The 11,966-nt window shown below is 72.5% G+C and carries 9 protein-coding genes; 5 read left to right on the top strand and 4 right to left on the bottom strand.

The window, feature by feature from the left end:
• From HTV45_RS30155 to glgB, 3 genes are all read left to right on the top strand, one after another.
• On the top strand, positions 1 to 296 hold a 296-nt coding region (locus tag HTV45_RS30155), incomplete at its 5' end, for an alpha-glucosidase C-terminal domain-containing protein (RefSeq protein WP_215209080.1).
• Between the two features lie 112 nt (positions 297 to 408).
• Positions 409 to 1,827: a maltokinase gene (locus HTV45_RS30150; protein WP_215209079.1), complete on the top strand. Its 1,419-nt coding sequence runs from the start codon at positions 409 to 411 to the stop codon at positions 1,825 to 1,827.
• Positions 1,828 to 1,879: 52 nt separating this feature from the next.
• Positions 1,880 to 4,453, top strand: coding sequence for a 1,4-alpha-glucan branching enzyme (glgB, locus tag HTV45_RS30145; protein ID WP_215209078.1), 2,574 nt, complete (start codon positions 1,880 to 1,882; stop codon positions 4,451 to 4,453).
• Positions 4,454 to 4,574: 121 nt separating this feature from the next.
• On the opposite strand, the gene HTV45_RS30140 is transcribed toward glgB, so the two are convergent.
• The 4 genes from HTV45_RS30140 to HTV45_RS30125 all read right to left on the bottom strand — a co-directional run bounded on the left by HTV45_RS30140 (position 4,575) and on the right by HTV45_RS30125 (position 9,298).
• Positions 4,575 to 6,806, bottom strand: coding sequence for an AAA family ATPase (locus tag HTV45_RS30140; protein WP_215209077.1), 2,232 nt, complete (start codon positions 6,804 to 6,806; stop codon positions 4,575 to 4,577).
• A gap of 170 nt (positions 6,807 to 6,976) precedes the next feature.
• Positions 6,977 to 7,300, bottom strand: a complete 324-nt coding sequence (locus tag HTV45_RS30135; RefSeq protein WP_308309785.1) for a thioredoxin domain-containing protein — start codon at positions 7,298 to 7,300, stop codon at positions 6,977 to 6,979.
• Positions 7,297 to 7,725 (bottom strand): MerR family transcriptional regulator, encoded by a 429-nt coding sequence (locus HTV45_RS30130; protein ID WP_215209076.1) that lies wholly within the window; start codon positions 7,723 to 7,725, stop codon positions 7,297 to 7,299. Before HTV45_RS30130 ends, HTV45_RS30135 begins: the two co-directional genes overlap by 4 nt.
• A gap of 193 nt (positions 7,726 to 7,918) precedes the next feature.
• Complete coding sequence (locus HTV45_RS30125) at positions 7,919 to 9,298, bottom strand: cation:dicarboxylase symporter family transporter (protein WP_215209075.1); 1,380 nt, start codon at positions 9,296 to 9,298, stop codon at positions 7,919 to 7,921.
• A 172-nt stretch (positions 9,299 to 9,470) separates the two neighbouring features.
• Between HTV45_RS30125 and HTV45_RS30120 the strand changes: the two genes are divergently transcribed.
• Positions 9,471 to 11,135, top strand: a complete 1,665-nt coding sequence (locus HTV45_RS30120) for a sensor histidine kinase (RefSeq protein ID WP_215209074.1) — start codon at positions 9,471 to 9,473, stop codon at positions 11,133 to 11,135.
• Positions 11,132 to 11,818 carry a response regulator gene (locus HTV45_RS30115; RefSeq protein WP_215209073.1) on the top strand — a complete coding sequence of 229 codons (687 nt, stop codon included), beginning with the start codon at positions 11,132 to 11,134 and terminating at the stop codon, positions 11,816 to 11,818. Before HTV45_RS30120 ends, HTV45_RS30115 begins: the two co-directional genes overlap by 4 nt.
• Positions 11,819 to 11,966 lie beyond the last annotated feature (148 nt).

Below are 11,966 nucleotides of genomic sequence, written 5' to 3'. Positions count from 1 at the left end.
ACCCCGCCTTCGGCCTCGGCTCCTACACCGAGCTCCCCTCCTCCAACCCCGCCGTCCTCGCCTTCCTGCGTGAGGCCCCCCCGAATGGGGAAGAGGGGGACGACCTGGTGCTCTGCGTCAACAACTTCTCCCGCTTCGCACAGCCGACCGAGCTGGATCTCAGCGCCTTCGAGGGGCGGCACCCGGTGGAGCTGTTCGGCGGGGTGCGGTTCCCGGCCATCGGCGAACTGCCGTATCTGATGACCCTCGGGGGCCACGGCTTCTACTGGTTCCGGCTCCGCAAGGACGCCGCCTAGAACCCGGGGCGGGACGGTTTTCACCGGCCCGCCCTGGGCACGCATCAGTAACACCCCGCCCACCGGTGGCGCCCGCTGAGGCGTGCCGAAAGAGGGGAAAGGACGCGACGCCATGTCGGAAGCCGTCACACGCACTGTCACGACCCCGCCCGGCCTCCTTGCGTCACTGGATCCGCTGCTGCGGGAGTGGCTGCCGCGGCAGCGCTGGTTCGCCGGCAAGGGCCGCCCGGTCACCGGGTTCGCCCTGGTCGCGGCCACCGAGCTGCTGCCGCCGACGGCCAAACTGGGTCTGTACCACCTGCTGGTCCGCGCCCATCAGCCGCTCCAGCCGGGGCACACCGGACAGGAGCAGCCCGGTGACTGCTACCAGCTGCTCATAGGCGTGCGCGAGGCGCTGCCGCCCCGGCTCGCGCCCGCGCTGATCGGTCATGTGTCGCGGGGCCCGCTGGCCGGACGGACGGTCTACGAGGCCCTGCACGACACCCGGCCCGCCGAGCTGCTCCTGGAGGCCCTGCGCACCCAGGCCCGGATCGGCGGGCTCCGTTTCGAGCGGGACCCCGGCCAGGAGATCCGCTCCGGTCTGGTGCCACGTCTGGTGACGGCCGAGCAGTCGAATTCGTCGGTCGTCTACGGAGATACGTTCATTCTGAAGCTGTTGCGCCGGATCGTGCCCGGGATCAACCCCGACCTGGAGCTGCCGCTGGCGCTGGCCCGCGAGGGCTGCCCCCGGGTGCCCCCGCCGACGGCCTGGCTGGTCACGGACCCCGGCGAGGTGCCCGGCCCGGTGCCCGAGGCCGAACCGTATGTCCTGGGGGTGCTCCAGCCGTTCGTGCAGGGGGCGGCGGACGGGTGGGAGCTGGCGCTGCGGGAGCTGGCCAAGGGCGAGGACTTCGTCGCCGAGGCGCGGGCGCTCGGGCGGGCCACCGCCGAGGTGCACACCGCGCTGGCCCGCGCGCTGCCGACCGTCACGCTGGGACACGTCCAGCTGCGTTCCATGGTCGCCGGGATGACCGAGCGGCTGGAGGCGGCCGTCCACGCGGTGCCGGCGCTGCGCCCGTACGCGGACGGCCTGCGCTCCGCGTACACGGCGCTGGACGATCTGGCCGCCGAGGGCCGCACCTGGACCGCCCAGCGGGTGCACGGCGATCTGCACCTCGGGCAGTGCCTGCGGGCCCCGGCGGGAGAGTGGTCGCTGATCGACTTCGAGGGGGAGCCGTCCCGTCCACTGGCGGAACGGCGGATGCCGCAGCCGGCGGTGCGGGATGTCGCCGGCATGCTGCGGTCCTTCGACTACGCGGCCCGTTCCGTGGACCCGCCGCAGCACGACTGGGCGGACCACTGCCGGGCGGCGTACTGCTCCGGGTACGCGGAGGCCTCGGGCCGCGATCCGCGTACCGAACCGGTGCTGCTGCGCGCGTACGAGACCGACAAGGCGGTCTACGAAGCGGTCTACGAAGCCCGGCACCGCCCCGACTGGCTCGCCGTACCGCTGGCGGCCGCGCACCGGCTCGCCACCACCGACCGGATCTGACCCGGCCCCCGAGCCCCGCCCGCCCCCGACCGTCGCCCTGGAGGCCTCGCCCGTGACCCCCCGCCCCACGTCCAGCGGTTCGCATCCGGAGCAGCCGGCCGAGCAGCGGCGCACCGGGCCACCGGCGCCCGCACGGAAGGAGGCAGCCGTGAAGAAGGCCAGTGCGAAGAAGACCCCCGTGAAGAAGACCCCCGCGGCGGCGAAGGTGACGGCCGCGAAGGCGGCGACCGAGAAGACGACGGTGAAGAAGGCCGCGCAGAAGACCGCGGGGAAGAGCGCGGGGAAGACCGCGGAGAGGAAGGTGCCGGCGGCCGGGAAGGGCGCCGCGAAAAAGAAGGCCGGGAAGGCGGCCGTCGCCCCCTCGTCCGCCTCGCGGGCCGCCACATCCCCACCGTCAGGTCCCTCACCCGTCCCGCCCGCGATGGAGATGGAGATCGCCGTCTCCCCCGCCGTGGACGCCGGCGACCGGGAGCGGCTGCTGAGCGGCGCGCACCACGCCCCGCACTCCGTGCTCGGCGCGCATCCGGTGCCCGGCGGTGTCGTCTTCCGGGCGTTCCGGCCGTACGCCCTGGCGGTGACCGTCGTCTCCGGGGGGATGACCGTCGACCTGCACGACGACGGGGACGGCTTCTTCTCGGGACTGCTGCCGCTGCGCGAGGTGCCGGCGTACCGGCTGCTGGTGACGTACGAGGGGGCGGTGCAGGAGACCGAGGACGCGTACGGCTTCCTGCCCGCGCTCGGCGAACTCGATCTGCATCTGCTCGGCGAGGGCCGGCACGAGGAACTGTGGACGGTGCTGGGCGCGCACCCGATGACCCACCAGGGCGTCGCCGGCACCCGCTTCTCGGTGTGGGCGCCCAACGCGCGCGGGGTGCGGGTGACCGGCACCTTCAACTTCTGGGACGGCACCGGCTTCCCCATGCGGTCGCTGGGCGGCACCGGGGTGTGGGAACTGTTCGTGCCGGGGATCGGCGAGGGCGAGCTGTACAAGTTCGAGATCACCCGCCCCGACGGCTCGAAGACCCTGCGCGCCGACCCGATGGCCCGCCGCACGGAGGTGCCGCCGGCCACGTCGTCGGTCATCACGTCCTCGGCGTACGTGTGGGACGACGCCGAGTGGCTGGAGCGCCGGTCCGCCGTGCCCGCGCACCGTGCGCCGTTCTCCGTCTACGAGGTGCACCTGCCGTCCTGGCGACCCGGGCTGACCTACCGTCAGCTCGCCGACCAGCTCCCGGCGTACGTCAAGGACCTCGGTTTCACCCACGTCGAGCTGATGCCGGTCGCCGAGCATCCCTTCGGCGGCTCCTGGGGCTACCAGGTCACCGGTTTCTACGCGCCGACGGCCCGCCTCGGCAGCCCCGACGACTTCAGGTACCTGGTCGACGCCCTGCACCGGGCGGGCATCGGCGTACTGATGGACTGGGTGCCGGCGCACTTCCCCCGCGACGAGTGGGCGCTGGCGGAGTTCGACGGACGGCCGCTGTACGAGCACGAGGACCCGCTGCGTGCGGCCCATCCCGACTGGGGAACCCTGGAGTTCGACTTCGGGCGGCGCGAGGTGCGCAACTTCCTGGTCGCCAACGCCCTGTACTGGTGCGAGGAGTTCCACATCGACGGGCTGCGGGTGGACGCGGTCGCCTCGATGCTCTACCTCGACTACTCGCGCGAGCCGGGCCAGTGGACGCCGAACGAGCACGGCGGCCGGGAGAACCTGGACGCGGTGGCGTTCCTGCAGGAGATGAACGCGACCCTGTACCGCAGGGTGCCGGGGGTCGTGACGATCGCGGAGGAGTCCACCGCCTGGGACGGTGTCACCCGGGCCACCCACCACAAGGGGCCGAGCGGCTTCGGCGGGCTGGGCTTCGGGCTGAAGTGGAACATGGGCTGGATGCACGACTCGCTCACGTACATGAGCCATGAACCGGTCCACCGCCGGTACCACCACGGCGAGATGACGTTCTCGATGGTGTACGCGTACAGCGAGAACTACGTGCTGCCGATCTCCCACGACGAGGTGGTGCACGGCAAGGGATCGCTGGTGTCGAAGATGCCCGGCGACTGGTGGCAGCAGCGCGCCCATCTCCGTTCCTACCTGGGCTTCATGTGGGCCCACCCGGGCAAGCAGCTTCTCTTCATGGGGCAGGAGTTCGCGCAGGGGGCCGAGTGGTCGGAGGCGCACGGCCCGGACTGGTGGCTGCTGGACCCGCACTACGGCGCGGAGGCCGACCACCGGGGTGTGCGCGATCTGGTGCGCGACCTGAACACCGTGTACGGGGACACCCCGGCGCTGTGGCGGGGCGACACCGAACCGTCCGGTTTCCGGTGGGTCACCGGGGACGCGGCCGAGGACAACGTGTTCGCCTTCCTGCGGTACGACACCGACGGCACCCCGCTGCTCGCGGTGTCGCACTTCGCGCCGGTGGTCCGCCACGAGTACCGGATCGGGGTCCCCGACGACGTGCCCGCCTGGCGCGAGGTCCTGAACACCGACACCGGACGCTACGGCGGCGGTGACATCACCACCCCCGGCCCGGTCAAGCCGGAGCCCCAGGGATGGCACGGCTACCCGGCGAGCATCCGGCTGACCCTGCCGCCCCTGGCCACGGTGTGGCTGCGCCCGGCCTGACCACGGCGGCGCCCTTGGACGACGACCGGCGGGTCCGCCGCCTCGTGGTGAAGCGTGCGGAGCCGCCGGACGCGGAGCGCCCCGGCCCCCGCTCCCGCCTCGCGGCGGCCCGCGCCGGTGCTCAGTTCAGGGCGTCGGCCAGCGGCTGGGGCAGCGGGCCGGTGTGCAGGACGCCGAGGCGCTGGGTGGCTCGGGTGAGGGCCACGTACAGATCGCTGGTGCCGTAGCGGCCCGGTTCGACCACGAGGACCGAGTCGAACTCCAGCCCCTTGGCCTGGCGCGGGTCGAGCAGCACGACGTCGTGCGTCAGATCCGGTTCGGCGCCGGCCGTCACCCCGTCCAGCCGGGCGGCCAGCGCGCGGTGCAGTTCGCGCGGGGCGATGACGGCGAGGCGGCCCTGCGCGGGGGTGAGTTCGGCGACGGCCTTGGCGGTCGCGCCGGGCAGGTCGTCGGTGGCGCGGGCCCAGGGCCGTACGCCCGTGGATCGCACCGAGCCGGGCGGCTCGAAGCCGGGGTGCCCGGCCCGGACGACCGCGGCGGCCACGTCCATGATCTCGGCCGGGGTGCGGTAGTTGACGCCCAGCCGGGTGTGCTCCCAGCGGTCCCCGACATAGGGGGTGAGGATGTCCTCCCAGGCGCCGACGCCGCCCGCCTCCGAGGTCTGCGCGGGGTCACCGACCAGGGTCATCGAACGGGTGGGGCTGCGCCGCATCAGCAGCCGCCACGCCATCGGGGACAGCTCCTGCGCCTCGTCGACGATGATGTGCCCGAACGCCCAGGTGCGGTCGGCGGCCGCGCGTTCGGCGGCGCTGCGGTGGTCGTCCTCCTCGTGCCGTTCGGCGAAGCGTTCGGCGTCGATGATGTCGTGCGCGGACAGCACCTCGGAGGAGTCCGGGTCGTCGTCCTCCTTGTCCTCGAACTCGAAGGTGCGCGAGGCGTACGAGACGTCCAGCACCCCTTGCGCGAACGCGATCTGTGTCCGCCGCTCCCGCTCGGCGCGTTCGCGGACGAGCCGGTCGTCCTCGCCGAGGAGCTCCGCCGCCTCGTCGAGCAGCGGCACGTCCGAGACGGTCCAGTGCCGGGTGACCGGGCGGCGGACCGCGGCGGCGTCCCCGTCGGAGAGGTACGCCCCGGGTTCGGCGAGGAAGTCGGCGATCAGGCGCTGCGGGGTGACGCGGGGCCAGAGGCGGTCGATGGCGGACCAGACCTCGGGGTTGTCGGCGAGCTCGTCGCGGATCTGGGTGATGTCGCTGGGGTCGAGCAGATTGCCGCCGTCGTAGGGGTCGGTGCCGATGCGTTCGGCGACCATGTCGGTGAGCGCGTTGAGGATGTGGCCCTCGAAGTGCTCACGGGCCACGTTGTGCGGCAGCTTCGCGGCTCGGGTGCGTTCGCGGGCGACGTTGACCAGGCCGTCGTCGAGCATCAGGATCTCGCGGTCGTGCTCGATCGTGATCACCGGATCGGGCAGCGTCTGCCGGTCGCGTACGACGTCGGCGAGGACGTCGGCCATCTCCGCCCGTCCCTTGACGGCGGCGGCCCCGGGAGTGTCCGTGCGGGTGGTCCGCACGCCGGGGAACAGCTCACCGACGGTCGCCAGCAGCACGCCGGTCTCGCCGAGGCTGGGCAGCACCTCGCCGATGTAGCCGAGGAACGCCGGGTTGGGGCCGACGATCAGGACCGCGCGGCGGGCCAGCAGTTCGCGGTGCTCGTAGAGGAGGTAGGCGGCGCGGTGCAGGGCGACGGCGGTCTTGCCGGTGCCGGGGCCGCCCTCGACCACCATGACCCCGCGGTGCGGGGCGCGGATGACGCGGTCCTGGTCGGCCTGGATGGTGCGGACGATGTCGCCCATGCGGCCGGTGCGCGCGGAGTCGAGCGCGGCGAGCAGGACGGCGTCGCCGGTGGGATCCTCGTGGCCGGTACGGGTCTCGTCGCCGAGGTCGAGGATCTCGTCGTGCAGGGCGGTGACCCGGCGGCCCTCGGTGGCGATGTGCCGGCGGCGCCCGAGGCCCATCGTGGTGTGGCCGGTGGCCAGGTAGAACGGGCGGGCGACGTCGGCGCGCCAGTCGATGAGGACGGGTGTGCGCTCGGGGTCGTCGGCGCGCAGGCCGATGCGGCCGATGTGGTGGGTCTCGCCGGAGGTGAGGTCGATCCGGCCGAAGCAGAGGGAGCCGTCCACCGCGTTCAGCGCGGCGAGCAGCCCGGAGCGCTCGGCGACGAGGATGTCCCGCTCCAGCCTGGCCTGCCTGGGGGTGTGGCCCCGGGCAAGGGCGTCCGAGACGGAGTCCTCGGCGTCACCGCGGAGGACGTCCACACGTGCGTAGAGTCCGTCGATGAATTCCTGTTCCTGTCGCAATTCATCGTCCGGAAATTCGGTGTTTGACAATTCCGCTCCCGCCCGGATATACTCTGCTCACTGGACTTCACCGCGACTTTCGATTCTTCCGAAGTCGCGAATCAATGAATATACGCAGAAGAAACCCCCGGGCGCAATTGCCCGGGGGTTCTTCTGTGTCGCCTACCAGGTCAGAGCACGTCCCGTAGCTCCTCCAGCAGCCGCCGCCGGGGCCTGGCCCCCACCATCGACCGCAGCGGCTCCCCGTCCCGGAACACGATGAAGGTCGGCATCGACAGCACCTTGTACGCGTGGGTCGTGTCCGGATTGGCGTCCACATTCAGCTGGACCACCTTCAGCCTGCCTTCCTCCTGCGCGGCCAGCGCGCTCAGCACCGGGGCCATCTGCCGGCACGGCGGGCACCAGTCGGCGGTGAACTCCACCAGCACCGGCAGCTCCGCCCCGATCACCTCCGCCGCGAAGTTCTCATCGCTCACCTCGGGCACACCTCTCACCGTGGCTCCCCTCCCAGTTCACACACCGGCTCCGGACCACCCGGGGCCGCGGCGTCGGCGGCCAGCCGGTCCCGCACCGCCTCGGCGCGTGTCAGCTGCCGCCCGACCTTCTCCCGCACCGTCCGCAGCTCACCGATGAGGGCGTCGAGCTCGTCCAGCTTGCGCCGGTAGACCTCGAGCGAGGCGGGACAGGTGTCGCCCTCGGGGTGTCCGGCCCGCAGGCACTCCACGAAGGGGCGGGTCTCCTCCAGACCGAAGCCGAAGTCCTGGAGCGTGCGGATCTGCCGCAGCAACTGCAGATCGCTCTCGTCGTAGGTCCGGTAACCGTTGGCGGACCGCCGCACGGGCAGCAGCCCGCGGGATTCGTAGTACCGCAGGGTCCGCGGGGTCGTCCCGGCACGTGCGGCCAGCTCGCCGATTCGCATACCGCCGAACGTAATCCTTGACGTCGGCGTCAGGGCAAGCGCGGGGACCGACGCGAAAGGCCGGGCGACAGGGCTCACGGGGGTGGAGCCCCGCCGCCCGGCGGGGGAGGCGCCGACGGGGCGCCTCCGTGGCGGGGCGGCCGGAGCGGGGGAGCGTCCGGCCGCCCGGGACAAGGGGTGAGCGGCGACCTCGTCAGGCCCTCGCCGGCTCCTTCTCGCCGCTCTGCCCGGCGACCGGCTCCGGCTCGGCGCCGTGGTCGTCCAGCAGCGTCTTCTCGTCGAACGGGGCACGTCCGGAGAGGACCTCGTTCACCCGCTTCCTGTCGATCTCCTTGGTCCAGGTGCCGACCAGCACCGTGGCGACCGCGTTGCCCGCGAAGTTCGTCAGGGCGCGGGCCTCGCTCATGAAGCGGTCGATGCCGACGATGAGGCCGATGCCGTCCACCAGGGCGGGCTTGTGCGACTGCAGACCGCCGGCCAGCGTCGCCAGGCCGGCGCCGGTCACACCGGCGGCGCCCTTCGAGGCGACCAGCAGGAACAGCAGCAGCGGGATCTGCTCGCCGATCGACATCGGCGTACCCATGGCGTCGGCGATGAACAGCGAGGCCATGGTCATGTAGATCATGGTGCCGTCGAGGTTGAAGGAGTAGCCGGTCGGGACGGTGATGCCGACCACCGGCTTGCTGACTCCCAGGTGCTCCATCTTCGCGATGAGGCGGGGCAGCGCCGACTCGGAGGAGGAGGTCGACAGGATCAGCAGGAACTCACGGCCCAGGTAGCGGAAGAGGGTCCAGATGTTGAGGCCCGCGATGATCCGCAGCATCGTGCCGAGCACCACGAAGATGAACAGCACACAGGTGACGTAGAAGCCGAGCATCAGCACCGCGAGGCTCTTCAGGGCGTCCAGCCCGGCGGAGCCGGTGACCGCGGCCATGGCGCCGAAGGCACCGACCGGGGCGGCCCACATGATCATGGCGAGGACGCGGAAGACCAGCCGCTGGATGTGCTCGATGCCGCGCAGGACCGGCCGGCCCGCGTCGCCCATGGCCTGCAGGGCGAAGCCGCAGAGCAGGGCGATCAGCAGGGTCTGCAGGACCTCGCCCGCGGTGAAGGCGGACACGATCGTGGTCGGGATCATGCCGAGCAGGAACTCGGCGGTGTCCTTGGCCTCCGCGTCGACCTGCGCGTGGCCGGTCTCCTTGACCGCGTCGGTGACCGCGAGGCCGGTGCCCGGGTCCAGGATGTTGCCCACGATCAGGCCGATGCCGAGCGCGACGACCGACATCACCATGAAGTAGCCGAGCGCGATGCCGCCGACCGCGCCGACCTTGGCGGCCTTCCGCACGGAGCCGATGCCCAGCACGATGGTGCAGAAGATGATCGGCGAGATCATCATCTTGATCAGGTTCACGAACCCGGTGCCGATCGGCTTCAGCTCGACCGCGAAATCGGGCGCGATCAGACCGACGGCGATGCCGAGGGCGACCGCGATGATCACCCCGATGTAGAGATAGTGCGTGCGGTCGCGCTTGGCTCGGGGTGCGGCTGGTGGCGTAGCGGCTGTGTCGGTCACGGCGGCCCTCCTTGACGTCGTCGTCGGCATCACCGGCGTGCGGCTCACGTCCGGGGGATGGGTCAGGGCCCGTCCGGCCCTGGGGGAACGCCGTGACTATGTCGCGCCCTGTGAGCGTGGTCACCCTTCCGTTCATTTAGTTCACCGCGGAACGGGCGGGCAGACTGGCCGGATGCGTTTCCCCGTCCCCGGGCCCCGCAGTCTCGCGGGCCAGCTCTTCGCCATGCAGGCCGTGCTCATCGCGGTCGTCGTGGCCGGGTACGCGCTGTTCACCTACGTGAGTGACCGCGGCCAGGCCGAGGAGGCGGCCGAGCGCCAGGCCACCGCGGTGACCCGTTCGGTCGCCGACTCGCCCTCCGTGCGGGAGGCGATCCGTACGGCCGACCCGTCGGCCGGGCTCCAGCCGTACGCGCTGGCGGTGGTGCGCGACACCGACGTCGACTTCGTCACGGTCATGGATCCGCGGGGCATCCGCTGGACCCACCCCGACCCGGACCAGATCGGCCTGACCTTCCAGGGCAACACGGCACCGGCGCTTCAGGGCCGCACCTTCACGGAGACCTACACCGGTACCCTCGGCCCGTCGGTGCGGGCGGTCACCCCGATCCTGGACGGCGACCGGATCGTCGGCCTGGTCAGCGCGGGCATACGGGTCGACGTGATCAGCCGGCGCGCCCAGGGACAGCTGACCGCGCTGCTCGCGGTCGCGGCCGGAGCGCTCGGGCTGGGCGCGATCGGCACGTACGTCATCAACGCCCGGCTGCGCCGTCACACCCACGGGATGAACGCGGCCGAGCTCAGCCATATGCACGACTACCATCAGGCCGCGCTGCACGCCGTGCGCGAGGGGCTGCTGATGCTGGACGGGCAGTACCGGGTGGCGCTGATCAACGACGGCGGCCGGGAGCTGCTGGGAGTGAACCGTGACGAGGACGGGGAGGACGTGGTGGGCAGATCGGTCGCCTCGCTGGATCTTCCGGCGCCGCTGACGGGTGCGCTGCTCGCCTCGGAGCCCCGGGTGGACGAGGTGCACCTGACGGCGGACCGGGTGCTGGTGGTGAACACCTCGCCGGTCACCGGCGGCCAGCGGCGCGGTTCGGTGGTGACGCTGCGCGACGTGACGGAGCTCCAGTCGCTGACGGGCGAGCTGGACTCGGAGCGCGGCTTCACCCAGGCGCTGCGGTCGCAGGCGCACGAGGCGGCCAACCGGCTGCACACCGTGGTCTCGCTGATCGAGCTGGGCCGGGCGGAGGAGGCGGTGGACTTCGCGACGGCCGAGCTGGAGCTGGCGCAGGCGCTGACCGACCAGGTGGTCGCGGCGGTGAGCGAGCCGGTGCTGGCGGCGCTGCTGCTGGGCAAGACGGCGCAGGCCAACGAGCGGGGCGTGGAGCTGCTGGTGTCGCCCGACAGCCGCCTGGACGACGGTCTGCTCCCGGACTCGCTGCCCGCCCGGGACCTGGTGACCATCCTCGGCAACCTGATAGACAACGCCGTGGACGCGGCGCAGGGCGGGGTGCGGCCCCGGGTGACGGTGACGGCGCTGACCGGCGACGGCGGCTCGGTACTGGTCCTGCGGGTCTCGGACACCGGGCCCGGGGTGGACCCGGACCACGCGGAGGCGGTCTTCCGGCGTGGCTTCAGCACCAAACCCTCCGGGCCGGACGGGCGTGGCCTGGGCCTCGCCCTCGTCCGGCAGGCGGTGGCCCGGCACGGCGGAACCCTGTCGGTCACCTCCGGGGACTCCGGGGACGGTGGCGGCGCGGTGTTCGAGGCGCGGCTGCCGCTCGGGGAAGCCTCGGACACGCGGGTCACACGGGTCGCGGGAGGCGCCGGGTGAGCGCCGGGCAGCCGATCAGGGTGCTGGTGGTCGAGGACGATCCGGTCGCCGCCGACGCCCATGTGATGTACGTCGGCCGGGTGCCCGGATTCGTCGCGGTCGGCAAGGCGCACACCGGTGCGCAGGCCCGCCGGATGCTGGAGCGCACGCCCGTCGACCTGCTCCTCCTCGACCTGCACCTGCCCGATGTGCACGGCCTCCAGCTGGCCCGCTCGCTGCGGACGGCCGGCCACCACGCCGATGTGATCGCGGTGACCTCCGCCCGGGACCTCACGGTCGTACGCGAGGGGGTGTCGCTCGGGGTGGTGCAGTACGTGCTGAAGCCGTTCACGTTCGCGACGCTGCGGGACCGGCTGCTGCGCTACACCGAGTTCCACGCGGCCGTCGGTGAGGCCAGCGGCCAGGACGAGGTGGACCGGGCGCTGGCCGCCCTGCGCGCACCCGGACCGGCCGCCCTGCCGAAGGGGCTGAGCGCCCCCACGCTGGAGCGGGTGACCGTGGCCCTGCGGGACGCCGGGGAAGGGCTCACCGCGGCCGGTGTCGCGGAGGCGGTCGGCATCTCCCGCATCACCGCCCGCCGCTACCTGGAGCACCTGGTGGACGCGGGCCGCGCGGCACGCCGCCCGCAGTACGGGACGGTGGGGCGACCGGAGCTGCGGTACCGGTGGGTGCCCGGGTGCTGAGGTCCGGCGGGAGCGGAACGACCGGTTTGCGCCGCGCGTGCGGTCCTGGTGCGGGGGTCCGCGCGGGCCACGTCGCCGTACGGGCATGCGAGCCCCGTGCGTCCGCGCCCCGAACCGGGAAGCGCGGGTTCCGGCGCCGACGTACGCA

Source organism: Streptomyces sp. CHD11, from assembly GCF_018638295.1.
Taxonomy (GTDB): domain Bacteria; phylum Actinomycetota; class Actinomycetes; order Streptomycetales; family Streptomycetaceae; genus Streptomyces.
The sequence above is the reverse complement of the archived record's forward strand: the minus strand, read 5'-3'. Positions and strand labels throughout refer to the sequence as shown.

Coding starts and splice junctions, on each gene's coding strand:
- HTV45_RS30130 (WP_215209076.1), bottom strand. CDS start 7,725: ATGCGAATCGGCGAGCTGGCCGCACGTGCCGGGACGACCCCGCGGACC.
- HTV45_RS30150 (WP_215209079.1), top strand. CDS start 409: ATGTCGGAAGCCGTCACACGCACTGTCACGACCCCGCCCGGCCTCCTT.
- HTV45_RS30120 (WP_215209074.1), top strand. CDS start 9,471: ATGCGTTTCCCCGTCCCCGGGCCCCGCAGTCTCGCGGGCCAGCTCTTC.